The following is a 25,403-nucleotide window of genomic DNA, read 5'->3' as shown; positions in this document are numbered from 1 at the left end:
GTGTATCTCGTTGTTGTTAATAATTGAATTAGAATCTGAAGTGAGAGAATGCTTTGTTAGCTTCTGCCATACGGTGCGTATCATCTTTCTTCTTCACTGCTGCACCTTCACCTTTAGCTGCTGCCATGATTTCGTTAGCAAGACGGTCAATCATCGTTTTATCTCCACGCTTACGAGCATAAAGAATTAACCATTTCATACCTACTGATAACTTACGGTCTGCACGTACTTCCGTTGGAACTTGGAAAGTAGCACCACCTACACGACGGCTTTTTACTTCTACCGTTGGCATAACGTTGTTTAATGCTTTTTTGAATAGCTCTAAACCGTTTTTCTCTTTGGTTCTATCTTCAACTTTGTCTAATGCACCGTAAAAAATCGTGAATGCTGTTGATTTTTTACCATCGTACATCAAGTTATTAACAAACTTGGTTACCATTACATCCCTAAATTTAGGATCAGGTAATACGTATCTCTTTTTTGGTTTTGACTTTCTCATTGGATTGTTAAGATTTTAAGTTTAGCCCATCTTCTGCCCTTAACTAAAGCATACTGGACTGTTTTTGTAATTTGATGATTTGAAAATTTGATGATTTGAAAATGTTATACTTTCAAATTTCTCAATTAACGAATGTCAAATTATTTTTTCTTACCGCCTTTTCCGCCTTTTACTGGAGCTACAACTTGACCTGGTTTAGGACGTTTAGCACCATATTTAGAACGACGTTGACGACGACCATTTACACCTGCGGTATCTAAAGCACCACGGATAATATGGTAACGTACCCCTGGTAAATCTTTCACACGACCACCACGAATCAATACGATTGAGTGTTCTTGCAAGTTGTGACCTTCACCTGGAATATAAGCATTTACTTCTTTGCCGTTTGTTAAACGTACACGGGCTACTTTACGCATAGCCGAGTTTGGCTTCTTAGGCGTAGTAGTATAAACCCTTGTACACACGCCACGACGTTGCGGACAAGAATCAAGAGCAGGAGATTTTGACTTCCAAGTCATTTGCTCCCTGCCATTTCTTACTAACTGTTGTATAGTTGGCATTTTGTGTTGTTTTAATAGAGATACACATGACTGATTTTTAAATACTTAACTAATCTCTCAAAGAAGAATAAATTCAAACTATGAACGACTTCGTATAATTACCTCAAAATCAGGGGTGCAAAATTACGTAAAGTATCTGAGATACAAAAGGTTTAATGAAATTTATTTAGCGTCTAAACCCCGCTCAATACCTAATTCTAATCCTCGTAACTCTGCCAAGCCTCTTAAACGACCAATAGCTGTATAACCTGGGTTAGTTCTTTTCTCTGGATTGAGGTCATCTAACATTCTATGTCCGTGGTCTGGACGGAATGGTAAACGGTAATCTTCTCTGCCAGTTTCGATTCTTTTTCGTTGTTCAATCACCAAGGCTTTCATTACTCCGTACATATCAACATCGCCTGCAAGGTGGTCTGCTTCGTGGAAATTTCCTTCTGCATCACGCTTGGTTGCTCTTAAATGGACAAAATTGATTCTGTCGCCCATTCTTTCTATCATGCCAACCAAATCGTTGTCTTCACGAACGCCATAACTTCCTGTACAGAAACACAAGCCATTATTTGGACTTTCGTAAGCTTCTAAAATTTGTTTTGCATCAGCTTCTGTGCTTACTACTCTTGGTAAACCTAAAATTGGATACGGTGGGTCGTCGGGGTGAATGGCTAAATTAATGCCTGCTTCTTCGGCTACGGGCGTGATTTCTCTTAAAAATTCATAAAGATTCGCTCTCAATTCTTTATCGCCTACTTCTTTATAACCTTCCAAAACGACTAAAAACTCTTCTACGGTAAAACTTTCTTCACTTCCCGGCAAACCTGCAATAATATTACGAGTAAGTTTTTCACGCTGTGCGTCGGTAGAATTTTCAAACCAAGTTTTGGCTTTTTCTAATTGAAGGGCTGTATAACTTGCTTCTGCATTTGGTCTTTTTAAGATATAAATTTCAAAAGCAGCAAACTCGGTAGCATCAAAACGCAAAGCTGTTGAACCGTCTGGCATTGGTGCATCTAAATCTGTACGAGTCCAGTCTAACACAGGCATGAAATTATAACAAACCGTATCAATTCCACACTTCCCAAGATTGATTAACGATTGCTTATAATTGTCGATGTACTCACGATAATTTCCTGTACGCTTTTTAATGTCTTCATGAACAGGTACACTTTCAATTACTGATAAGGTTAATCCAGCCGCTTCAATTTCAGCTTTACGTTTTTGAATTTCTTCAACCGTCCAGATTACTCCATTAGGTAAATGATGCAAAGCAGTAACGATACCCGTTGCTCCTGCTTGACGAATATGTGCTAATGGAACTGGGTCTTTTGTTCCAAACCAGCGAAATGTTTGTTCTAAAGGCATTTTATTCTGTTAAATATTACAATGATAGATTTTTATCTATTAAAGCTATTGAGGTGTTTTTTTTACCCATTATTGATAGCTATAGCTTACAATAGATTAAATTTGACTCTTTCCTAATAAGGAAATATTCTCATTCTAAGTCCTTACTTTTCTTGTCTTGATACAAGAAAAGTAACAAAAGAAAATCAAGAAATTCTAAACTCGCTAACGCTCAAACAGTAGAATTTCGGAAAATGCTTACGCCAGTATATTAAAAACTACGATTGCAGATAAAAATTAAATCTTATCCGCAATCGCTCTATCGTTTGATAATCTTGGTACTTTGTTTTGTCCTCCTAATTTCCCTTGCGATTTCATGTAATCAATAAAAGCATTTTTGGGTAATACTCTTATTTTCAAAGGTTGTAAAATACTTCCTGTCATCAAATCTTCGTAATAAACATTCAATTGAGCTAATTTATCATTGATGTCTTTGGCGAAAGCGTTTAAATTATTCGGTTCTTTAGAAAACTCAATCAGCCATTCATGGTATGGCAAACCTCCTTCTGGTGGTGTTACTTGTGGAGCAACCGTAAATTCTACTAATTCAACTTCTGGGTGACGTTGCATGGCAAATTGCATGGCTTTTTCTACTTCTTCGCCAATTACGTGTTCGCCAAAAGCTGAAATAAAGTGCTTGATTCTTCCAGAAACAATAATTCTGTAAGGATTCAACGAAACAAATTTCACGGTATCGCCAATAGAATATCCCCAAAGTCCAGCATTGGTATTCATCACTACGGCATAGTTTACGCCCAATTGTACTTCGCCAATGTGCAAACGGCGTGGATTTTCTTTGAAATAATCTTCTACTGGAATAAATTCATAGAAAACGCCAGAATTCAATAACAACAAAAGTCCTTCTGCTTCTTGTGAATCTTGATAAGCAATAAAACCTTCGGAAGCTGGATAAGTCTCGATAGCATCTATTTTCTTGCCAATTGATTCAAAAAGTTTAGCGCTGTAAGGTTCAAAATTTACACCACCATATACAAAGAGTGAAAAATCAGGAAAAACATCTTTAATTTTTTTCCCTGTCCTAGCCTGAATATGGTCGAAGTACATTTGTACCCAAGGCGGAATTCCAGAAATCAAAGACATTGGTTTGTCGATGGTTTCATCTATAATTTTCTCCAATTTTGTTTCCCAATCTTCAATGCAATTGGTTTCATAACTTGGCAATTGATTACTTCTTAAATAACCTGGCACATGATGATTCACAATGCCTGAAAGTCTCCCTGTGAATACGCCATTCTTTTTAATCATTTCTGGCGAACCCGACAAAAAGATTAGATTTTTATCCAGAAACTTAGCATTTCCAGTTTCATGAACATAACTCAACAAAGCGTCTCTCGCTCCGTTGATATGAAAACCGATTGATTCTTTTGAAATAGGAATATACTTTACACCAGAGGTTGTACCTGAAGTTTTCGCAAAATAAAGCGGTTTATCTTTCCATAAAATATCACTTTCGCCAGCGACTACCTTTTCTATATAAGGTTTTAGGTTTTCATAATCTTGTACAGGAATAGCCTCTTTGAAACTTTGATAATCTGAAATATCTGAAAAGCGATGGTCTTTCCCAAAAAGTGTGTGTGAAGCATCAGCAACTAAACTTTTCATTAAAGTTAGCTGTGTTTCCACAGCTTGTTTTTCCCACTTTTGGCGGTTTTGTACTACGAAAGAAGCAAATGGTTTTGCCAGAATTGAACGAAAGCCCATGAAGTACTAAGTTTTACAATTTAATTTTAAAGCGTTAATCGAATGCAGGTAAAGTTAAAAACAATTTTCAGATGATTTACATCCTGAATGTTAAACGATGATGAATCGTTACACCAAATTCTTTGATGGCTTTTCGGTGTTTGGGCGTTGGATAACCCGCATTATGTTCCCAACCATATTCTGGGAATGCCAAGGCTAGTTCTTCCATTAAATCATCTCTATAGGTTTTGGCTAGGATGGAAGCCGCCGCAATGGATAAAAATTTTGAATCCCCTTTTACAATACAAGTATGCGGAATTAGTGGATAATTCGGAAAACGATTGCCATCAATTAATAAATGTTCTGGGCGAACTTTCAACTTATCCGTAGCCAAGTGCATGGCTTTCATGCTTGCTTTTAGGATATTAATTTCATCAATTTCTTGGTTTGAAACCTCTGCTATTTCCCAAGCGAGGGCATCTTGTAAAATATCTTTTCTAAGAATTTCTCGTTGATTTTTACTCAATTGCTTTGAATCATTCAATAAAGAATGTGTGTAATATTTTGGTAAAATCACCGCTGAGGCAACAACTGGTCCAGCTAAACAACCACGTCCTGCTTCGTCTAAACCTGCTTCAATCAGATTTTCGTTATAAAAACTTTTTAACATTTTTTTGATTTATAAACTGCAAAAACCTTTAATTTTTATATTTTGAATGTTCGTTCGAGGTGAATTTTATTCAAAATATTCCGTTTTTTTATTAAATAATATGCATTTTAAATGATTAACAAATGTTAATATTAAGTAATATATTTCTACTTTTCAGTCAGTTTTTGGCATGATTTATGTTGCATTTTTAACATTAAATTACCATTAAACCAACTTATAAAGTCCAAAAATTATAAGGTATCACACTGAAATTTGAAATCAATTTTTACGAGAATATTCTTAAATAACAAAATGCTTAGACTCAAAAGAAATGCTCTTCTCTTCTTTTTGATTGTTATGTCAAATTGTTATTTGGCTGCCCAAAATGTTGAAACTCCTCTCGATAATGCTATTCGTTTTTACGAATTACAACAATATCCCAAAGCGATTCAGGCTTTTAATCAGCTTTTAAAAAGTGGTTATGCTACGCTTTCTGCTAAAAATAAATTGTCTATTTTGCTAAAACTCGCTTATAGTTATAAACAAAATAAAGATGAAGTAAACGCTGAACGCCTTTATAGACAAGCATTTAGCACTTTCCCGAAACTTATTAGCGACGATGCCAAAGCTTATGTGAATTTTGCTCAGGTTTTAGCCAATAATGGAAAATTCCAAGAAGCACAAGAATACTTGTCTCTATCAGAAAACATCCAAAGTACTAAAAATCAAACGGCAAATATGCCACAAAACATTAGTAGCCCAACTTCGCAAAAATCGGTTGCTATTGTGAGTAATACCAATAATTATAAAATTGAATATCTGGATATTAATACTTCTGGTCCCGAATTTAGCCCAATGTATTACAAAGATGGTATTGTTTTTTGTTCGGAGAAAGAATCTTCTACCAAATTAATAAATGATAAAGGTAGCTTACTGGATTTGTATTACCTTGACGATTTAAAGAAAGTACAACAAAGCGACGAGCCAAATTCTGACAAGAGAAAACGCAAAAGTACTACCAAAAACTCAAAAGCATTGGGCGACGATTATTATTCAAGACAGACTTCTAACGATACCAAAACCCTTAATTACTTTAGTGGAGAAGATGAAACACAGAGGAATCAATCCGCTAATTCTGAAAGTTTCAGCAAAGCCCTAAATTCTAAATTTCATGAAGGACCAGCTACTTTCAATCATGATTTTTCTAAAATTATTTTTACTCGCAATAATTCAATAGGCAATAAAAAAGGACTCAGCGAAGACAATATCAGTAAACTAAAATTGTACATCTCTGAAAATATCAACAATAATTGGAAAGAGGCTCTAGAATTACCTTTTAATGATAATGAATACTCAACGGCACATCCTGCTTGGTCTAAGAATGAAAAAATACTTTACTTTGCTTCTGACCGACCGGGCGGTTTTGGCGGAATGGATATTTGGGCGATAAGCTACAACAATGGGCAATGGGATGTGCCAAAAAATCTTGGTAAAAACATTAATTCAAAAGGCTCTGAAGTATTTCCATTTGTAGATGAAAATGGAAATTTATATTTCTCTTCAAACGGACAAGGTGGCGAAGGTGATTTGGATATTTTCTTTGCAGAAATGAATGCTGGACAAAGTATTTCCAAAGCTTCAAATCTAGGAAAACCTTTCAATTCACCTTTTGACGATTTTGGAATTATAAGCGATGGCAATAGGCAAATTGGTTATTTTAGCTCTAACCGAAAATTGGGCGAAGATGATGATATTTATCGCTTTTCAGTTGAAAAAGCAATAAATGATTGTCGAGAAATGACAATTACTGTATTGGATGCTAAGACTAAAAAAGTAATCAGTAATGCCGTCGTAGTGATTACTTCAGCTGATAATCATTTAGAAACAAAAAAGACAGATGCCAATGGTAACATTACTTTTTGCACGATTCAAGACACTGATTATTCTTTCAAAATAGAAAAGGAAGGCTTCATCGTTAAAACAATTGGCTATTCCACCAAAGGTGAAATTGATACAGAATCATCAACATTAGAAGTAAATTTAATCAAACAAGAACCTGTTGAATTACAAATTTCAACGACTAAAAGTAGTACTTCCACTAAAAAAAGCCCAAATCCTGCTAATCTTAAAAATAAATCTATGCTTACGGGTTTTGTGAAAAGTGAAATAGACCAAAAACCAATGGAAGGAGTTTTGGTTTCTTTCATCAATGTTTGTGATAACAGTATTCAGCAAATCACAACGGGTGCCGACGGTAGTTATACTTTTTACATGAATGAAGATTGCGATTATACCATTGAAGTTTCAAAAAACGGTTATGGCAAAAATGTTAATAAAATTAAGAAAGTAAAAAAGGGAAATACCAAAGTGATTTCACAGGATTTGAGTCTATTTAAAGAAGGTGATTTAATCACGATGAATAATATTTATTACGATTCAGGCAGTGCTACTCTACGCAAAGATGCCATGCGTGAATTAAATAAGTTGACGATTACGCTTCAAAAAACACCCACAATGGTGATAGAACTGGGCTCACATACTGATAGTCGTGGCGATGCACAAGTCAATTTGAATTTATCAACCAAAAGAGCTCAAGCCGCTGTTGATTATATCGTTAGTAAAGGAATTAGTCGTAACAGAATTTTAGCCAAAGGTTATGGCGAAAGCGAATTGGTGAATAGTTGTGCCGATGGTGTAAGTTGTACTGAAATTGAACATCAGCAAAACCGCAGAACAACGGTGAAAATCATAAAGATTAAGTAGTTTCAACGCTTTCAAGACTATGTTAATTACCACTTTTGTATGAATTATTTGTAATGGCTCAGGTAAAATCTGAGCTTTTTTCTTTGCTGAAGAAGTTAGAAACTTACTTGCTGTAAAAAACTTATTACCACTTTACTTCCACATAAATATCAGCATTCCGTCCTTTGTCGTCGCTACATGAAATTTTGATTTTGCCAGCTTCTGGTCTGAAAAATACTTCCGTATTCGGTGAAGCCTTTTGCAATAATTTATCATTGATGTACCAATAAACCGTTTTTACCTCATTATCTACCTGACAGTTCAGCATCAGTTTTTGGTTTTCATCTTTATCCAAAAAATACTCCGAACCATCCACAGGATACACAATTTGCGGAGCGTTGGTATTGAATACTCTTTCACATTTCGGATTATGCGGAGGCACTTTTTCGTAGAGAATATGCTTGCTTTCGTACCAACTCAATAATTCTGGAGCATAATTTGGGTAAAGTTTCTGCACTGTTCCACTTTCGGGCAAACAATGCGAACAGTAACTTATTTTTTCATCCGTACTTACATAAATGTACTTGGCGTGTTGGCATTTCGTCATTTTAGATACACTTGGAATATAATAATCCACCATCTGGTGCGTACAAAAATCATTCGGCACATCGCCACTTTCGGCACATACTTTTCGGTAAGCGATATTTTCGGGAGCTTTAAACCATTTAGAAGAAGAATTATAATCGACAGTATTGAAAATGTCAAAGAGTAAAGGCGTAGCAATATTTGCTCCCGAAAGTTCGGGAACGCCTTCGCCAGAAAAATTCCCAATCCAAACGCCAATGGTATAATGAGCATTGTAGCCAATACTCCAAGCATCTTTTTTGCCAAATGAAGTTCCCGTTTTCCAAGCAATTTTGGGCATTCTGTAAGTATAATCGTAATTATTGGGTAAATCTGGACGAGTAATTTGTGCCAAAATTTGGGTAATCAAATAACTGGATTCTTTAGAAATAATTTCGTTTTTTATCCGTGATTTTGTATCTGCTTTTAAAGTATAAGTAGCTTTCTGGAAATTTCCTTCTTGGGCAAAAGCCGCAAAAAGATTGGTCAATTCTTCTAAAGTAACACCACAACCGCCTAAAACTAAGGAAAGCCCAAGTTTTGAAGAATTCTTTTTGACCGTCTGGAAATCTGCCTTTTTGAGTTTATCCACCAAAACAGGCGTAGAAATTTCTTTTAAAATCTTTACCGCAGGAATATTCAGCGAGTTCGCCAAAGCGTACTCTATCGTGATTTTTCCATGAAAAAGTTTATCGAAATTTTCAGGTTCAAAACCGCCAAAATTAGTTGGCACGTCGTTGATAGCCGTTTTAGGCGTAGTAATTCCTTTGTCGAATGCCGTTGCGTAAAGTAAAGGTTTCAGCGTACTTCCCGGCGAACGAATGGCACGAATGCCATCAACTTGTCCGCCATCAATCGGATTATTAAAATCTGCCGAACCGATGTAAGCTTCCACTTGATGCGTTTTATTATTTATCACCATCACGGCAGCATTATGAATGTTCATAGCGTACAAGCGACTTACATAATTCTGCACAATGTTTTCAATCGTCAATTGTTTATGACGCACCAAAGCCGTTTTGATGATAGATTTCGTAGGGTTTTCTTGTTTCAAACGCAAAGAAAGATGCGGTGCTAAATGAGGTGCTTCGTGACGAACTACATTTAGTGGTTCGTTCATGGCATCTTCAATATCTTGTGCATTGAATACTTTTTCTTCCTTAAAATTCTGTAACCAACGATTTCTTTCTTGTAAAATATAAGGATTATTTACGCCCAAACGCAAGCTTGACGGTCGGTTTGGAATAATGGTTAAAGCCGTTACTTCTGCTAAACTCAATACATTTGGCGACTTCTGAAAGTACAAAATAGAAGCTGATTTTAAGCCTTCGATATTCGAGCCATAAGGTACAAGATTGATATAAAACTGTAAGATTTCGTCTTTAGAATAATGAAATTCTAATTGTATCGCCCGAAAAATTTCGATGAATTTATTGAAGTAAGTTCTTTTTTGAGGGTTCAGCAAACGGACTACTTGCATCGTAATCGTACTTGCTCCCGAGGTTCTTCTGCCTGTAAAAATATTTCTTACTCCTGCCCGCATCACGGCAAAGAGATTTACTCCGAAATGCCAACGAAACCAGCGGTCTTCTTTGAAAACGATGGCTTTTTCGAGTGTTGGCGTAATTTCGTTTAGCTCTGTTTCCATTCGCCATTTGTCGGTTTTATTCAAAAAAGCGTGCAGTAATTTTCCTTCTGAATCGGTAATGAGTGTAGAATAATTGGGGTTGATTCTGAACGGAAAAATCAAATCTAACAAAACAAAAAGGATGAAAAGGCTGGCTATTCCTTTAAAGTATTTGTTTTTGATGATTCCTTGAAAGGCTTTGATGAGTTTTTGCTTGAACATTGTAGCGAAAAGAGATTTTTGTAAAGATATGAATTCGGTTTTTACTTCGGCAACAATTTTAGGCTTTTCAATTTCATCATCAATTTTTACAAAATGAATGCCTACTTTTACCACATAACCAAATAAAAATAGCGAGGCTTGGGGCTTTGAATATCTTTGTTGGGACTTGAAGACTTGAAGACTTTAGGACTGTAGGACTTTATGACTTTAGGATTTTTTAGATTTTAGAGTTGGAGACTTTAGGACTGAAGGACTTTAGGATTTTAGAGAAAAGACGCACGATGCAAAACATAAGACTTTAGTTTTTTTGATTTTAGAATTAAATTATAAATATAAGAAGCAAAAAGCTCAAAGCTCACGACTCATAGCTCACATGTAACTCAACTAAACCCTCAAAAACAATGCAAAGATTAACTGTAGCGGGACGATTATTGATTACCGCAATCATCGTAGGAGCAATTTATTATGGCTTTACAAAATTTGGAGGACAAGAAGCACTCCAAAAATTAGCTCCAACAACAACAGCTTCTGCCACAAATACTGCTGATTCTAATGAATCTTCTTCTTCGGAAGAAAGTTCTTCGGCTACTGTTGAAGGCGAAAAAAAGAGTTTTGATTATACTCCTCCAGGCCCAATTGCAGGGAAATTGAAAGGAGTAGTTGAACTGGGTGCAAGTGGTTTCAATTCATTTATTATCAGAATTGATGCTGACAAACGTTGGAAGCTTGAAAAAGCAGAATTTGGAAACAGCTTGGTGATTGAAAACATGGCAAGTGATGATGACATCAGAGCTGGTTTGAAAAAATACATCGGTGGAATGTTGGATTATGGCGTAAGCGGAAAAGATATTCACTTTGTGGTAAGTTCTGGAGCGGTAAAAGCAGAAGGAACTCAGAAAATCATTAAAGTATTGAAATCTTTGAAATACTTTGTGAATACCGTAACGCCAGAACAAGAAGGAATTTTAGGTTTGAAATGTGTACAACCTGCCGAATATGCCGACAATTCATTTGTAGCGGATATTGGTTCGGGAAATACCAAAATCTCTTGGAAAGAAAATGGAAAATTAACTTCCGTAGAATCGTATGGAGCGAAGTATTTCCAGAATGGCGTAAGTGACGAAACTGTAAGCAAAGAAGTTGGAGAAAAGTCTAAAAAAATTCCAGAAGCCAATCGCAAAACTTGTTTTATCATCGGTGGCGTACCTTTTGAATTAGCGAAGAAAGTAAGAAAAGACAAAGAACGTTATACCGTGTTGGATGTGCCTTCGGCTTATCAATTAGACAACGCTAAATCTAAAGCTGGTTTAAATATCTATAAAGCCATTGCTGAATCAACAGGTTGTGAACAATTTGTATTCGACTGGGACGCAAACTTTACCATTGGGTTTTTACTTGATTTGCCATAAAAATAATTTTTTAATTGCTAAAAAGGACTGGTTCTTTAGAATCAGTCCTTTTTTTGTGCTAGATATTGTTATTTTTACATTGAATAGCATAAAAAAGTATTAATTCGCTTGTTAGTATTTATAAATTCATGATATTTATGGTTCTTGATTAGCATAATTTATCATGAAATACTTATTAGGCTTGGTTTTTGAAAGAAGCTTTATACAAAACAATAATAATTATTAGGCATCGTTATAACATTCGTATTGTTACCACCATTATGAAGCAGTTAATATATATATTTATTTTATCGTCTAGCTTTCAGTCATTATTGGCTCAGATTCAACCAATCCCTTTGGCTAGTACTAAAGAAGCTCCCAAAAAAGAACTTGCAGTCGATAGTCAAGATGTGAAGTATATCCCGCTTTTTGGAAGCAGAAAGACTGTGGATGAACAGATTTTGAAATCTAAAGAATTCTTTGCTCAATGTGAACAAAACTTCAAAGACCGTGCTGAAGCAAGTAAGTTTTTTGCAGAAAGAGGTTGGGAGTATTTGAGTGAAGGTTTATTGGATACTGCTACATACCGATTCAACCTTAGTTTTTTACTCGACCAGAATAATGTTGAAGCTTATTGGGGATTAGGTTCGATAAGTTATCAGAAAAAAAATTATGAGGAGTCAGCTAAATTATTGAGAAAAGGATTGGCTTTAGCACCCGAAAATCCAACCTTGATGATTGATGTAGCCACAGTGCAATTAGCTTGTTTTAAAGAACAAAAAAAATGTGATGATATCGACGACGCTTTAATGTTGTTGGAGAAATCATTGAAAATTGATTCAACCAATGCAAATGGTTGGTTAAAATATGCCATCGCCGAATTTCAATTAGAACATTTCGACAAAGCATGGGAATATTTTCATAAATGTAGAATACTAGATATTACTTTTCTGGATATGAATTTCCTACAAGAATTAATCGCTAAAAAAGAAGATCCATTAGGAGTTTTTAAATAAACAAAGACCTTTAAAACGCCTGTTTCTAGCATTAGAGACAGGCGTTTTTGTTTTATAATTTCTTCGTTCTGTAGCTAGTTCCTTAATCAGTTCACATTTATCAGCTACTAAATTACTACCAGATTTGTTGAAAAATCAATCTTGTTGGTAAGATTTAAAACGATTACGATAGATGGTTGCTTTATAATGTTTAGTCGAGTTGGAAACTCGAACTACTGATGATAACCGTTGATACTCACAGCACCAATTTGCTCTTTATTATCCTTCATTTTCAACAAAAAACACTAAAAAAACTTGCTTCACAAATATATTTATTACATTTTTGAGTCAATAATGTAGCTACGTAGTTCACCGACACCAAAATACCTATTTTGCCTGTCTTTTTATCCCCCTTTAAGTAAATTAATAAATTAATCATCAGCGGTTCAATACAGCTGATGAAAGAATCATTGTGTTTAATTTCTAACAATCTAAATGTTAACTTAACATGAAACGAAGAAAATTTCTTGGCACTTTGGGAATACTATCCCCTTTAATAATAGTGTCTTGTAAAAAAAATAACCTCCCCAGCTCTTCTACTATCATTATTGGTAAAGTAGTTGATGAGAAAGGTAATCCTATCGAAAATATTTCTTTTACCTTTTCTTGTAATCGCTATTACGGAGGGAGTATAGTTGGTGGAGGTGTGAAAAGAGAATCAATATTTACCCTAAAAAAACAATCTGACAAAAATGGCAATTTTAATTTTTCAGAAATTATACCTGAAAGAGCGACTGATTTATCCTTACGAATAGATATAGCACAAATGTCATACTATACAATACAAGCTAAAAAAGATGGGATTGACATTGGACGTGGAACGGAAAAAATTGCTATTTTCCCCGAGAGTGCAAATCCTATTAATTCTCTCGTTTTGGGGGAAACAAATGAATATGTAATAACACTTACAAAAAAATGATTAAAAATAATTAACCCCCAAATTCATTTTATAAAATGAATTTGGGGGTTAGGGAATAAACTGAAGGCAACCTATTTTAGGCAAGGACAAATAATAACTCCTCACTCAAAATTCACAACTCATCACTACTACAACGCTCCTGCTCCTTCTTTCAATTTCTCCGCATTTTCTGCAATTCTTAATTGTTCAATAAAATCACCAATTTCACCATCCATTACTACGGGTAAATTATAAACTGTATAACCAATACGGTGGTCGGTTACTCTACCTTGTGGATAATTATAAGTACGGATTTTATCTGAACGGTCGCCCGAACCAACCATCGAGCGACGGTCGCCAGCAATGGATTCTTGTTGCTTTGCTAATTCAATATCATAAAGTCTTGAACGTAAAACGGTCATCGCTTTTTCAAAGTTTTTAATCTGCGAACGCTCATCCTGACATTGTACTACCAAACCTGATGGTAAGTGAGTAACCCTAACGGCAGAATACGTAGTGTTTACAGACTGTCCACCCGCACCAGATGAACAGAAAGTATCTTTACGAATATCGTTCATATTAATCTGTACATCAACTTCATCCACCTCTGGCAAAACAGCCACAGTAGCCGCCGAAGTATGGATACGTCCTTGAGATTCTGTAGCAGGCACACGTTGTACACGGTGAACGCCAGATTCAAATTTCATTTTACCATACACATCTTCACCTTGAATATTGGCAATAATTTCTTTATAACCACCAGACGAAGCTTGTGTATAGTCCATCAATTGAAATTGCCAGCCTTGATTAGCACAGAAACGTTGGTACATTCTGAAAAGGTCGCCTGCAAAAATACCTGCTTCGTCACCACCTGTTCCAGCACGAATTTCCATGATGATGTTTTTAGAATCATTAGGGTCTTTCGGAATCAACATTTCTTTGATGATTTTTTCGTACTCTTCTTTTTGAGGTAATAATTCTTCTAATTCACCTTTTGCCAAAGCACGGAATTCTTCGTCTTTTTCAGTAGCTATTACTTCTTTTGCTCCTTCTATGTTTGATAGAATATTTTTGTATTCATTATATTTTAAAACAATCTTTTCAAGGTCTTTGTACTCCTTACTGATTGTTTTATATTTTTTCATATCCGATACTACTTCGGGCTGCGTCATTTGCTGGGCAACTTCTTCAAATCTTTCACGGATGGACTCTAATTGTTCTAACATATTTTTTCTTATTTCGGAAAGTTCAACAGTTTGATATTAGCGAGTATAGCCGAACATTTTGGCAAACTAAAAATCAGGGTGCAAAGATACAAAAATCTTTATATTCAATGGGGGTAAATGTTTATCGGATTGTCTTTTGCTTAGATACCCAAGTAAATAGCACTACACTTATTTTAAACCTTCTTCGTTATTTAATCTCCAAGTACCATATTTTTAAACTCCATACAACATGAAACAGCTAAAAATTCATAGAACATTTCAATTGCTTTTTTTATCATTAGCAATCATTCTACTGGTAGCGTCTTGTGGACCTTCTTATGTGAGAGTTGATAGTCGCCGCCCAAATCCATATAGATATGGATATTCATATCCTAGATACCGTTATGTTGTACCTCCGCCAAGAAGAGTAATCGTTGTGCCTAGATATGCTCCGCCAAAGCGTTATTATCATGGAAGAGGACGTAATGATGGTAGAAGAGGAAGAAACTAAATAATTGTATCAAAATAATGAAGGAAGTCGTGCTAAGTATCACGACTTTTTTCATGTTTCAGCCTATCTTTACACAAAAAAGCAGATTAGATTAAACAAAATATGAAACAGAACCCTTCATTTTTCGCTTCAATTACCCAATATTTTTCTTTACTACTTTTAGTAAATGTACTGTTGATAAGTTGCGATTTCAGCAAACGTATTGATACAACGGCAGCCGTGAAGGAATTGCACGAGCGAGAAGTAAAACGTATTACGCCAGCTCAATTTACAGCACAAGTAGATGAATGGGGAAGTATCATTGTAAAAAAACTCAATGCCGATTTATCAAAAAATCTTCAAGATAATACTTTGAAAGATTCTTTAGCAAAAGCTTACAGAGTAGAAATTGTTTCTGGTAGCCCGCTACAATTAAAAAATCCTGCTTGGGATAAAAAAATCAATGAAACATTGGATGCTTATCAATATAATGTTTTGCACAACATTCCACAAATTGACAATATCCAGAAATCAGAAGATGAAGCCTTTTTTTACTATACTTCACCAATCACAGCGAACAAGGATTTATTAAAACTGGATAAAAAACAGCTTAGTTCGATTGGTAAAAAAACAAAAATAGATAGTTTAGCATTCAAGAAAGATGGTTCTTTTCTAGGTTTATGGCTGATAAAATTCTCTAAAAAAGAAGTCGTAAGATTAGCCGATCCAAAACATTTAAAGATTTTGAGTGAAAAATAATTTATTTCATTTCATTAAAAAGGGATTTCAAAGCTGTTTGAAATCCCTTTTTAATATGTTATTATTATCTACGACGTCGCTTTTTACTTCTAGCCCTTGTCTTTGTTTTCTTTGTACTTTTTGCAACTCTTACAGGTTTCTGTCTAGTTTTTTCTTCTAATTCCATAATCACCGAAGCGGCATTTTCTTTGCTAGTTTCATAGGCTTCGTTCAATGATTTGTATGAGGTTTGTAATTTGGTATAATCATCCAATAAACGATTGTACTTCAATGACAATGCTTCAAAAGTTTCTTTGCTATCTTCTTGACATTTGAGATACTCTTCATTTTTCTTCTTAAACTGACTTTCTAAGCTAAAACGAAAACTACTTAATTCTGAATTTTCTTGTCGTTCTTTTGTAATTTGACTTTCTTGACGACGAATTTGATCTTGTAGTTCTGCGATTTTCTTGGTTTCAGTACAAGCAGATAAACTAATTGTTAGAAGAGCCATCAAGGCAAAGAAGCTTTGTTTCATTTTTTTTAGGGTTGTTTTAAGTCAAATACACTTACAAATATAGTATAATTCTTAGTGTATTTTAATCCTCATCCAAAGGCTATTTTAGCTAAAGTCCTTTCTGTCATATTTTTAAAAGCCAATAATTATGAAGGCTTTAGCAAAAAAAGCAAACATTTTTTTCTAAAAAAATCTTGCTTGCCGAACTTTCTTGATTAATTTTGCCTTAAATCTATATAATTAATAGAGTAATAGAAAAGCTTTTTGTGCTCCTCTGGAAAAGTAAAAAGCTAAAAAATATCAAGAAAATCATGCAAAGTTTCAGAACTGAACTCGAAAATCCACTTGTAGAGAAAGATATTATTGATTTAGCTCGCAAAATAGAATTATTCCGTGAAGGAAAAATTCACGAGGAAAAATTCCGTAGTCTTCGTTTGGCAAGAGGTGTATATGGTCAACGCCAACAAGGTGTACAAATGATTCGTATTAAGTTGCCTTATGGAAAAATGACTTTCAAACAGTGGAAACGTATTGCTGATATTTCAGACGAATATTCTACTGGAAACCTTCATTTAACGACTCGTCAAGACGTTCAAATTCACTTTGTTTCTTTAGATAGAACACCAGAATTATGGTCGAAATTAGAAGAAGATGATATTACGCTTCGTGAAGCTTGTGGAAATACTGTAAGAAACGTAACGGCTTCGCCTTCGGCAGGTATCGACCCTAACGAGCCTTTTGATGTTACTCCTTATGCAGATGCAACTTTCCGTTACTTCCTGAGAAATCCGATTTGTCAGGAAATGGGTAGAAAATTCAAAATAGCATTCTCAAATACTGATGAAGATACTGCCTTAACTTACATGCACGACATGGGTTTTATTCCTAAAATCCAAGATGGAAAGCGTGGTTTTAAAGTAGTATTAGGTGGAGGTTTGGGTGCTCAACCAATGTTAGCAAAAACCTCTTTCGACTTTTTAGCTGCCGACCAAATTATCCCTTTTTTAGAAGCAACATTAAGAGTATTCGACCGTCATGGCGAAAGAAACTCTCGTCATAAAGCACGTATTAAATTCTTGATTCAAAAAATTGGTTTTGAAAAACTAACAGAATTGATTCAAACAGAATGGAAAGCTTTAAAAAGCAAATCATTTGAAGTAGATACAACAACTGGAAAATGGAATGTAGAAGCTGATGCAATGCCTTCTAAAACTGCTTCTGTTGAAATCCCCAACCAAGAAGCTTTCGATTTGTGGAAAGCGACCAATACTTTCGAACAAAAGCAAGCTGGTTTTTATGGCGTATATGTTAGAATCTTGAACGGAAATATTCATTCAACGACTTCTCGTTCATTAATCGAACAATTAGAAGGCTATATTGGTGACGACGTTAGAGTAACCATTAACCAAGGTTTGATGTTGAAATTCGTTCCAGAAGCTAATTTACCTTATATCTATTCAGTATTAGAAGCACATGGTTTGGCTGCAGCAGGTGCTAATTCAATGGCAAACATTACTGCTTGTCCAGGAACAGATACTTGTAATTTAGCGATTTCAGATAGTACCAACATTACTTCAAAATTAGAAGCTGTTATTACTGAAGATTTCCCTGAATTGATTCATAATAGCGATATTAAAATCAAAATTTCAGGTTGTATGAACTCTTGCGGACAACACGGTATGGCAAATATCGGTTTCCACGGTTCGTCTCTGAAAGCGGCTGATAAGCGTGTTTTACCTGCGCTACAAGTATTATTGGGTGGTGGAACGGTAGGCGATGGCGTTGGTCGTGTGGCTGATAAAGTAATTAAAGTTCCATCAAAACGTGGTCCACAAGTATTAAGAGTAGTTTTGAATAATTATGAAGAAAACGCTAACGAAGGCGAATATTTCAATGATTATTATGACCGTCAAGGCGAAAAATACTTCTATAATTTATTAAAACCAGTAGCCGATTTAACTACTTTGAAAGAAGATGATTTTATCGACTGGGGTGCATCTGAACAATTCCAAACAGAAATTGGTGTTGGGGAATGTGCAAGCGTAATTATAGATTTAGTGGCTACTTTGTTGTTAGAATCTGTAGAAAAAATGGATTGGACGAAAGCTGCTTATGACGAAAACCGTTGGGCAGATTCAATCTATCATGCTTATAGCGTATTTGTAAGTGCAGCAAAAGCTTTGTTGTTAGATAAATCAGTAAGTGCTTCTACGCAAAGTGGCGTAATTGATAAATTCGACGAGCATTTTGTGGCAACTGGCGAAATTTCTTTAAGTGGCAAAACATTTAAAGAATTAGTTTTGCAAATCAACCAAAACGAGCCTTCACAAGAATTTGCTACAAAATATGTAGAAGATGCTGAGGCTTTCTTGGCATTGGCAAAGGCATATCGTGACCAATTAACGTTGGCATAATTTTCCTTTTATAATAGAAATCAATCATCAATGGTGAGTGAATAGGCTTTATTCTGAACCTATTTATTCACCATTTGTATTTATCAATAATTATGACTGGTTTAGAACATTTTAATACTTTAGACCCCAAACCAAAGCTAACAGTTGTTGGTGCTGGCCCAGGTGACCCTGATTTGATAACAGTAAAAGCCATAAAAGCATTGAAGGATGCTGATGTAGTACTTTACGACGCTTTAATTGCGAATGAATTATTAGATTATTGTAAGCCTGAAGCTGAAAAAATTTATGTTGGCAAACGTCCAGGGGAAAGTCATTCTCAAGATGCCATTAACTTTTTGATTGTTGAAAAAGCTTATATGTATGGTCATGTGGTACGCTTAAAAGGTGGTGACCCTTTCATTTTTGGGCGTGGTATGGAAGAGATAGAGTATGCTAAAGGCTTTGGTTTAGAAACAGCGTATGTTCCCGGCATTTCGTCTTCTGTTGCTGCTGCTGGTTATGCCAATATTCCACTGACAACTAGAGGAGTAAGCGAAAGTTTCTGGGTAATTACTGGTACAAAAACGGATGGTTCGCTTTCAAAAGATTTAGCAATGGCACTCCAAACCAGTGCCACCATTGTTGTTTTGATGGGAATGAATAAATTAAGCCAAATGGCTGAAATTTGTAAAGAGATTGGTAAAGAAAACTTACCTGTAGCCATTATCCAAAACGGTACGACGAGTCAACAAAAAGTAGGTGTTGGCATGGCAAAAGATTTGAAGGAAATTGCAGAAAATAACCAATTATCAAATCCTGCAGTAATTATTCTAGGCGAAGTAGTGAAATATGCTAATCTCACGGAGTTATCTGCTTTATCTAAAAATGCTGGAGGTAATCAGTAATACGTAATAAAATCATTTTAAGAATCTCTCAATTGACTATCTGTCATTGAGAGATTTTTGTTTTTAAAACCTATAAGGTTTCCGTTTAACCATTTGAATCCATTACTTTTGTACTTTAAAATAGACCTTATGGATTTTGATACTTTATCAACAACACGACAATCACAATTAATTGCTTTCGACCGTCTGCTTACGGTTATGGACGAACTCAGAGAGCAATGTCCTTGGGATAAAAAACAAACGATTGAATCGCTCAGACATTTAACGATTGAGGAAACTTATGAACTTTCAGACGCTATCATTGAGGGCGATATGAAGGAAATTAAGAAAGAGATTGGCGATGTAATGCTCCATTTGGTTTTCTATTCAAAAATTGCTTCTGAAACCAATACTTTTGATATTGCTGATGTAATCAATAGTCTTTGTGAAAAGTTAATTCATCGTCACCCACATATTTATGGTGATGTAAAAGTTGAAAACGAAGAGCAAGTAAAGCAAAATTGGGAAGCCCTAAAGCTCAAAGAAGGTAATAAATCAGTTTTAGAAGGAGTACCAAAATCTCTTCCAGCTTTGGTAAAAGCAATGCGAATTCAGGAGAAAGCAAGAGGTGCTGGTTTTGATTGGGAAGAGAAACATCAGGTATGGGAAAAGGTTGAAGAGGAAATGGATGAATTCAAGAATGAGTTTAACGTTGTTGACAACCAAGCAATTAACATTGAGAAAGCCGAAGCAGAATTTGGAGATTTACTATTTTCTTTGGTAAATTACGCAAGGTTTATCAACATCAATGTTGAAACAGCCCTAGAAAGAACTAATAAAAAATTTATCAAGCGTTTTCAGTATTTAGAATTACGAGCAAAAGAACAAGGCAAAGCCTTACAAGATATGACCTTAGCTGAAATGGATGTGTATTGGGAAGAAGCCAAACGCCTCTAAAAAGTGAAGGACGAAAAGTCAAAATTTAATTTTGAGAGTGAAACAAATAAACCCGTCAGTCTTTGACCGACGGGTTTTTATGTTACTGGTAATAAATAATTTTTAAAGCCTTTTCACTTACTAAAGTTTTATGCTTTAAAAAATCATTTTTTCAAAGCATAAATTCTCACATAATCGACTTCCATTCTTTGTGGAAAAATACCTTCATCAACACCTTTTGCTCCGCCCCAATTTCCACCAACAGCAAGGTTAAGTAATAAATGGAATTTTTTATCGAAAGGATATTCTTCAAAACCTTTACCCGTATTTTCAAAAGTAAAGTACAGTTTTGAGTCGATGTACATTTCTATTTTTTGTGGAGTCCAATCTAAACGATACTCATGGAATGCTTTATCAAAATCATTCACCATCATTTCCTTACCTTTTTGCGTTCCGATTACATGGTTAAAAGCTTTTGTATGTACCGTTGCATGTACATTACCTGGGTCATAACCGACGTGTTCCATGATGTCAATTTCACCATTATCTGGCCAATACTTATCGCTATAATTTTGTTCCGAAGCTAACATCCAAATGGCAGGCCAAGTACCTCTTCCGAAGGGAAGTTTAGCTTTTATTTCAAAACGTCCGTACAGAAAATCACCTTTCCCTTTCGTTACCAAACGAGCAGAAGTATAAGTATTTTTATCGAAATTCTCTTTGATGGCTTCGATGATGAGTTTGCCATTTTTTACGCTGGCGTTTTTCAGGTTTTCTTTGGTATAATACTGTAATTCATTGTTTCCCCAACCTCTTCCGCCAACATCATAATTCCATTTTGTAGGGTCGGGCAAGCCTTCATAATTAAATTCGTCTGACCAAATGGGTTTACTTTCGAAATGGTAAACAATTGGAAGAATTTCTTTTGGCGTTGAATGTTTGGCTAACTGTGCCATCGCACACTTTGAGTTGCTGAGAGAAAGCATTATCGAAATGCCAGCAAGTAGGCAGTACTTTAGTTTGTTCATGGTTAAATGTTTTGAGATTGAGCTTTAATTTACCAATAAACTATCAATTAACTATCTATGTTTGTTTTGTAAAGCTATCTTTTTTAGGTGCTTTTGTGTAATTTTAAGAATGCTTTTAAATAAGCTTTGAACTGCATTACTTCATCAAAAATCATATTATCCAACATTTATAGGAGAATAATTCATGGACTTTAAACTTGTCTCAGAATATAAGCCAACGGGCGACCAACCACAAGCGATTGTAAAATTGGTTGAAGGCGTGCAGAATGGCGAACAATCACAAACGCTTCTAGGAGTAACAGGTTCTGGAAAAACTTTTACGGTTGCCAATATGATTACGCAACTCAACCGACCGACGCTAATTTTAAGTCATAATAAAACATTAGCAGCACAGCTTTACGGAGAATTCAAACAGTTTTTTCCAGAAAATGCAGTAGAATACTTTGTGTCATACTACGATTATTATCAGCCCGAAGCTTTTATTGCTTCTACGAATACTTATATCGAAAAAGACCTTGCTATTAACGAAGAAATTGATAAACTCCGTTTGTCAACCACTTCCTCTTTGATGTCGGGGCGAAGAGATATTATTGTTATCGCTTCGGTTTCGTGTATTTATGGTATGGGAAATCCAGAGGAGTATCGTAAAAGTATTCTTCGTTTTGGTGTAGGCGAAATCATTTCTCGTAATCAATTTCTCTATCGTTTGGTCGAAATTTTGTACTCTCGTACCGAAGTAGAATTTACTCGTGGTACTTTCAGAGTAAAAGGCGATACCGTAGATATTTGCTTACCTTATGCTGATTTTGGCTATCGTGTGATTTTCTTCGGCGATGAAATTGAAGCCATTCAACGCATTAATCCACAAACGGGTAAAAAGCTTTCAGAAGAAAAAATGATTGCGATTTTCCCCGCCAATCTTTTTGTAACTGGTCGAGATGTGTTGATGAATGCCATCAATTATATTCAAGATGACTTGGTGGCACAAATCAAGTTTTTTGAAAGTGAAAATCGTTTACAAGAAGCTGAACGCATCAAACAAAGAACAGAATTTGATTTAGAAATGATGCGAGAATTAGGCTATTGCTCAGGCATTGAAAACTATTCTCGTTACTTCGACCAACGCAAGGCTGGGCAAAGACCTTTTTGTTTATTAGATTTCTTTCCAGAAGATTTTGTTTTGGTGGTCGATGAAAGTCATGCTACGATGCCACAAATTCGTGCCATGTGGGGAGGTGACCGTTCCAGAAAAGAAGCTTTGGTAGATTATGGTTTCCGCTTGCCTTCGGCGATGGACAACCGTCCGCTTACTTTTCAAGAATTTGAAAACATTACTGGTCAAACCGTATTCGTTTCAGCCACGCCAGCCGATTATGAATTAAGACGTTCGGAAGGTGTAGTGGTAGAACAAATCATTCGTCCGACAGGATTGCTCGACCCAGAAATTGAAGTGCGACCAAGCTTGAATCAGATTGATGATTTATTAGAAGAAATTTATCTCAGAATCGAACGCCAAGAAAGAGTATTAGTAACCACTCTGACCAAAAGAATGGCGGAGGAATTATCGAAATACTTGGATAAAGTAGGCGTAAAATGCCGATATATTCACTCGGAAGTAAAGACTTTAGATAGAGTAGAAATTTTGCGAGAACTCAGAATGGGCGTTTTTGATGTATTGGTTGGCGTAAACTTATTGCGTGAAGGCTTAGATTTACCAGAAGTATCTTTGGTAGCCATTATGGATGCCGACAAAGAAGGTTTCTTGCGTGATATTCGTTCTTTGATTCAAACAATAGGGCGTGCGGCTCGAAACGACCAAGGGAAAGTATTAATGTATGCCGACAGAATTACGGGTTCGATGGAAAAAGCCATTGATGAAACCAACCGCAGAAGGACGATTCAGATGGAGTATAATACATTTCATGGCATTACGCCAAAAACCATTTTGAAATCGAAAGAGAAAATTATGGAGCAGGCTTCTATTGCGGATGTGATGGGCAAACCTAAGAAAACCAATTACTATGGCGAAAACCAAGAAGTAGCCATGGCAGCCGACCCTGTAATGGCTTATATGAGTAAAGAGGAGTTACAAAAGCAACTGAAAAAAGTAAACGCCGAAATGGAAAAAGCTGCCAAAGAATTAGACTTCGTAATTGCTGCCAAACTGCGTGATGAAATGTTGGGATTGAAGAAAATGATAGCGGAGAAGAAATGATAATTATGAGTAATGAATTATTAAATTTTTAAGAAAAATATTCAATGGAAAAGTTACTTCCATTACCTGAAATTATTTTTACTACCGAGTAACTTGAGAATTCAGAAAAAAATCTTTGTCCAAAATGAGTTTAATATTAATCATCAACCAAAGCTAAACAATGAAAAAATCCTTACTCCTCCTCGTCGCTCTTTGTGTGTTTATGGGTCGCTTGGGTTTTGCCCAACAAGAAATTGTGAATGAACTCAACCAGAAGTATGCAAAATACACAGCTATTTCTGATAAAATTTGGCAATTGGCAGAACCGGGTTATTTGGAAGAAAAAACTTCTGAATTATTGATTTCAGAATTAACTAATGCTGGTTTTGAAGTACAAAGAGGTGTTGGCGAAATGAAAACCGCCTTTGTCGCCACTTATGGTTCGGGCTATCCGACGATAGGTATTTTGGCAGAAATGGATGCCTTGCCCGGTTTGTCGCAAGAAGCTGTTCCTTACAGAAAAGCCAAATACGTAAATGCCTATGGACATGGTTGCGGACATAATCTTTTTGGCGTAGGTTCGGTAGCAGCGGCGATTGCTACTAAAAACTGGATGGAAAAAGCCAAAATCAAAGGAACAATTCGCCTCATTGGTACGCCTGCCGAAGAAGGTGCTGGCGGAGGCAAAACTTATTTGGTAAAAGAAGGCGTATTCAAAGACATTGATGCGGTTTTGCATTGGCATCCGGGCGATAATAATAATGCAAGTCCGAATTCTTCATTAGCGTACAGAGTAGCCAATTTTAGTTTTTCTGGTTTAGCAGCACACGCTTCGGCAAGTCCTGAAAAAGGGCGTTCGGCTTTGGATGCCGTTGAAGCCATGAATTATATGGTAAACCTCATGCGTGAACATATTTCGCCCGAAACAAGGATTCATTATGTGATAAAAAATGGTGGACTTACTTCAAACATCGTTCCTGATTATGCCATGGTAGAATATACCATCAGAAATCCAACGGCACAAGGTTTGGAAGAAATCTGGAAAAGATTAATGAAAACCGCAGAAGCAGCCGCTTTGGGAACAGAAACAAAAATGAGTTATGAGATTTTGGCAGGTCTTTACAATTTATTGCCCAACGATATATTAGCCAAAGAAATGCAAAAGAGTTTAGAAAAAGTAGGTGGCGTAAAATATACACCCGAAGAAACAGCATTTGCAGAAAAAATTCGTTTGACCGTCAATTCACAAAGTCTTGCTCCACTCACAGAAGCACAAACAGTAAAACCTTATACATCTGGATTAGCATTTCCAGCTTCAACAGATGTAGGCGATGTTAGTTGGGTTACGCCAACAGCAGGCTTATCAACCGCTACTTGGGTTACAGGCGTACCTGCACACAGTTGGCAAGCTGTTGCTTGTAATGGCATGAGTATTGGGCATAAAGGAATGATGAATGCCGCTCAAACGATAGCTCAAACGGCTCAAAATCTCTTCAAAGACACTAAATTAATCGAACAATCGAAAGAAGAATTATACCAAAGACGTGGTACTAAAGTTTTTGAATACAAATCTTTAGCAGGCGATAGAAAACCACCATTGGATTATAGGAAGTAATTTTAACAAAATCACAATTCACTCACTCACAATTATA

At 35.7% G+C, this 25,403-nt stretch carries 20 protein-coding genes; 11 read left to right on the top strand and 9 right to left on the bottom strand.

What is annotated here, in order from left to right:
* Positions 1–28: 28 nt before the first annotated feature.
* From rpsG to HNP25_RS04325, 5 genes are all read right to left on the bottom strand, one after another.
* Positions 29–499, bottom strand: a complete 471-nt coding sequence (rpsG, locus tag HNP25_RS04345) for a 30S ribosomal protein S7 (protein WP_184130865.1) — start codon at positions 497–499, stop codon at positions 29–31.
* A gap of 140 nt (positions 500–639) precedes the next feature.
* Complete coding sequence (rpsL, locus tag HNP25_RS04340; RefSeq protein ID WP_184130862.1) at positions 640–1,062, bottom strand: 30S ribosomal protein S12; 423 nt, start codon at positions 1,060–1,062, stop codon at positions 640–642.
* A 162-nt stretch (positions 1,063–1,224) separates the two neighbouring features.
* Positions 1,225–2,421, bottom strand: coding sequence for a mannonate dehydratase (gene uxuA / locus HNP25_RS04335; RefSeq protein WP_184130860.1), 1,197 nt, complete (start codon positions 2,419–2,421; stop codon positions 1,225–1,227).
* Positions 2,422–2,697: 276 nt separating this feature from the next.
* A complete protein-coding gene (locus HNP25_RS04330) occupies positions 2,698–4,182 on the bottom strand; it encodes a GH3 auxin-responsive promoter family protein (RefSeq protein ID WP_184130857.1) in 1,485 nt (494 codons plus the stop codon).
* Between the two features lie 76 nt (positions 4,183–4,258).
* Entirely contained in the window at positions 4,259–4,831 is a 573-nt protein-coding gene (locus tag HNP25_RS04325; protein ID WP_184130854.1) for a ribonuclease HII, read from the bottom strand.
* Positions 4,832–5,122: 291 nt separating this feature from the next.
* Here HNP25_RS04325 and HNP25_RS21960 point away from each other — a divergent pair, with 291 nt between their 5' ends.
* Positions 5,123–7,573, top strand: coding sequence for a carboxypeptidase regulatory-like domain-containing protein (locus HNP25_RS21960; RefSeq protein WP_184130851.1), 2,451 nt, complete (start codon positions 5,123–5,125; stop codon positions 7,571–7,573).
* Between the two features lie 124 nt (positions 7,574–7,697).
* Here HNP25_RS21960 and pbpC read toward each other — a convergent pair whose 3' ends face one another.
* Positions 7,698–10,139 (bottom strand): penicillin-binding protein 1C, encoded by a 2,442-nt coding sequence (gene pbpC, locus HNP25_RS04315; RefSeq protein ID WP_310587154.1) that lies wholly within the window; start codon positions 10,137–10,139, stop codon positions 7,698–7,700.
* A 287-nt stretch (positions 10,140–10,426) separates the two neighbouring features.
* On the opposite strand from pbpC, the gene HNP25_RS04310 reads away from it, so the two are divergent.
* The 3 genes from HNP25_RS04310 (at position 10,427) to HNP25_RS04300 (ending at position 13,387) form a co-directional block, all read left to right on the top strand.
* Positions 10,427–11,434 carry a hypothetical protein gene (locus HNP25_RS04310; RefSeq protein WP_184130848.1) on the top strand — a complete coding sequence of 336 codons (1,008 nt, stop codon included), beginning with the start codon at positions 10,427–10,429 and terminating at the stop codon, positions 11,432–11,434.
* 260 nt (positions 11,435–11,694) lie between these two features.
* Entirely contained in the window at positions 11,695–12,429 is a 735-nt protein-coding gene (locus tag HNP25_RS04305; RefSeq protein WP_184130845.1) for a tetratricopeptide repeat protein, read from the top strand.
* A 487-nt stretch (positions 12,430–12,916) separates the two neighbouring features.
* The gene (locus HNP25_RS04300; RefSeq protein WP_184130842.1) at positions 12,917–13,387 is read left to right on the top strand and encodes a hypothetical protein; all 471 of its coding nucleotides are present in this window, start codon (positions 12,917–12,919) and stop codon (positions 13,385–13,387) included.
* A 128-nt stretch (positions 13,388–13,515) separates the two neighbouring features.
* Here HNP25_RS04300 and prfA read toward each other — a convergent pair whose 3' ends face one another.
* On the bottom strand, positions 13,516–14,592 hold the full coding sequence (gene prfA, locus HNP25_RS04295) for a peptide chain release factor 1 (RefSeq protein WP_184130839.1): 1,077 nt from the start codon (positions 14,590–14,592) through the stop codon (positions 13,516–13,518).
* Positions 14,593–14,821: 229 nt separating this feature from the next.
* On the opposite strand from prfA, the gene HNP25_RS04290 reads away from it, so the two are divergent.
* Positions 14,822–15,082 (top strand): hypothetical protein, encoded by a 261-nt coding sequence (locus tag HNP25_RS04290; protein WP_184130836.1) that lies wholly within the window; start codon positions 14,822–14,824, stop codon positions 15,080–15,082.
* Positions 15,083–15,184: 102 nt separating this feature from the next.
* Positions 15,185–15,820, top strand: coding sequence for a hypothetical protein (locus HNP25_RS04285; protein WP_184130833.1), 636 nt, complete (start codon positions 15,185–15,187; stop codon positions 15,818–15,820).
* 64 nt (positions 15,821–15,884) lie between these two features.
* On the opposite strand, the gene HNP25_RS04280 is transcribed toward HNP25_RS04285, so the two are convergent.
* Entirely contained in the window at positions 15,885–16,337 is a 453-nt protein-coding gene (locus HNP25_RS04280) for a hypothetical protein (RefSeq protein ID WP_184130830.1), read from the bottom strand.
* A gap of 290 nt (positions 16,338–16,627) precedes the next feature.
* Between HNP25_RS04280 and HNP25_RS04275 the strand changes: the two genes are divergently transcribed.
* From HNP25_RS04275 to mazG, 3 genes are all read left to right on the top strand, one after another.
* A complete protein-coding gene (locus HNP25_RS04275) occupies positions 16,628–18,730 on the top strand; it encodes a nitrite reductase (protein ID WP_184130828.1) in 2,103 nt (700 codons plus the stop codon).
* A 92-nt stretch (positions 18,731–18,822) separates the two neighbouring features.
* Positions 18,823–19,614: a uroporphyrinogen-III C-methyltransferase gene (gene cobA / locus HNP25_RS04270; RefSeq protein ID WP_184130825.1), complete on the top strand. Its 792-nt coding sequence runs from the start codon at positions 18,823–18,825 to the stop codon at positions 19,612–19,614.
* Between the two features lie 129 nt (positions 19,615–19,743).
* Positions 19,744–20,550, top strand: a complete 807-nt coding sequence (gene mazG / locus HNP25_RS04265) for a nucleoside triphosphate pyrophosphohydrolase (RefSeq protein WP_184130822.1) — start codon at positions 19,744–19,746, stop codon at positions 20,548–20,550.
* Positions 20,551–20,693: 143 nt separating this feature from the next.
* Here the strand turns inward: mazG and HNP25_RS04260 are convergent, their stop codons facing one another.
* Positions 20,694–21,557, bottom strand: coding sequence for a glycoside hydrolase family 16 protein (locus HNP25_RS04260; RefSeq protein ID WP_184130819.1), 864 nt, complete (start codon positions 21,555–21,557; stop codon positions 20,694–20,696).
* Between the two features lie 184 nt (positions 21,558–21,741).
* Here HNP25_RS04260 and uvrB point away from each other — a divergent pair, with 184 nt between their 5' ends.
* Both uvrB and HNP25_RS04250 read left to right on the top strand, forming a co-directional pair.
* Entirely contained in the window at positions 21,742–23,772 is a 2,031-nt protein-coding gene (gene uvrB / locus HNP25_RS04255; protein ID WP_184130816.1) for an excinuclease ABC subunit UvrB, read from the top strand.
* Positions 23,773–23,932: 160 nt separating this feature from the next.
* Entirely contained in the window at positions 23,933–25,366 is a 1,434-nt protein-coding gene (locus HNP25_RS04250) for an amidohydrolase (RefSeq protein WP_184130813.1), read from the top strand.
* Positions 25,367–25,403 lie beyond the last annotated feature (37 nt).

It is taken from the genome of Arcicella rosea (assembly GCF_014204325.1).
GTDB classification, from domain to species: domain Bacteria; phylum Bacteroidota; class Bacteroidia; order Cytophagales; family Spirosomataceae; genus Arcicella; species Arcicella rosea_A.
The sequence above is the reverse complement of the archived record's forward strand: the minus strand, read 5'-3'. Positions and strand labels throughout refer to the sequence as shown.

Bases quoted from the DNA above. Each gene is read 5' to 3' on its own strand.
- HNP25_RS04330 (WP_184130857.1), bottom strand. From the start codon at position 4,182: ATGGGCTTTCGTTCAATTCTGGCAAAACCATTTGCTTCTTTCGTAGTA.
- HNP25_RS04285 (WP_184130833.1), top strand. From the start codon at position 15,185: ATGAAACAGAACCCTTCATTTTTCGCTTCAATTACCCAATATTTTTCT.
- mazG (WP_184130822.1), top strand. From the start codon at position 19,744: ATGGATTTTGATACTTTATCAACAACACGACAATCACAATTAATTGCT.
- HNP25_RS04260 (WP_184130819.1), bottom strand. From the start codon at position 21,557: ATGAACAAACTAAAGTACTGCCTACTTGCTGGCATTTCGATAATGCTT.
- HNP25_RS04325 (WP_184130854.1), bottom strand. From the start codon at position 4,831: ATGTTAAAAAGTTTTTATAACGAAAATCTGATTGAAGCAGGTTTAGAC.
- rpsG (WP_184130865.1), bottom strand. From the start codon at position 499: ATGAGAAAGTCAAAACCAAAAAAGAGATACGTATTACCTGATCCTAAA.
- HNP25_RS21960 (WP_184130851.1), top strand. From the start codon at position 5,123: ATGCTTAGACTCAAAAGAAATGCTCTTCTCTTCTTTTTGATTGTTATG.
- cobA (WP_184130825.1), top strand. From the start codon at position 18,823: ATGACTGGTTTAGAACATTTTAATACTTTAGACCCCAAACCAAAGCTA.
- HNP25_RS04280 (WP_184130830.1), bottom strand. From the start codon at position 16,337: ATGAAACAAAGCTTCTTTGCCTTGATGGCTCTTCTAACAATTAGTTTA.
- rpsL (WP_184130862.1), bottom strand. From the start codon at position 1,062: ATGCCAACTATACAACAGTTAGTAAGAAATGGCAGGGAGCAAATGACT.
- uvrB (WP_184130816.1), top strand. From the start codon at position 21,742: ATGGACTTTAAACTTGTCTCAGAATATAAGCCAACGGGCGACCAACCA.
- HNP25_RS04300 (WP_184130842.1), top strand. From the start codon at position 12,917: ATGAAACGAAGAAAATTTCTTGGCACTTTGGGAATACTATCCCCTTTA.
- HNP25_RS04275 (WP_184130828.1), top strand. From the start codon at position 16,628: ATGCAAAGTTTCAGAACTGAACTCGAAAATCCACTTGTAGAGAAAGAT.
- prfA (WP_184130839.1), bottom strand. From the start codon at position 14,592: ATGTTAGAACAATTAGAGTCCATCCGTGAAAGATTTGAAGAAGTTGCC.
- HNP25_RS04310 (WP_184130848.1), top strand. From the start codon at position 10,427: ATGCAAAGATTAACTGTAGCGGGACGATTATTGATTACCGCAATCATC.
- uxuA (WP_184130860.1), bottom strand. From the start codon at position 2,421: ATGCCTTTAGAACAAACATTTCGCTGGTTTGGAACAAAAGACCCAGTT.
- HNP25_RS04290 (WP_184130836.1), top strand. From the start codon at position 14,822: ATGAAACAGCTAAAAATTCATAGAACATTTCAATTGCTTTTTTTATCA.
- HNP25_RS04250 (WP_184130813.1), top strand. From the start codon at position 23,933: ATGAAAAAATCCTTACTCCTCCTCGTCGCTCTTTGTGTGTTTATGGGT.
- HNP25_RS04305 (WP_184130845.1), top strand. From the start codon at position 11,695: ATGAAGCAGTTAATATATATATTTATTTTATCGTCTAGCTTTCAGTCA.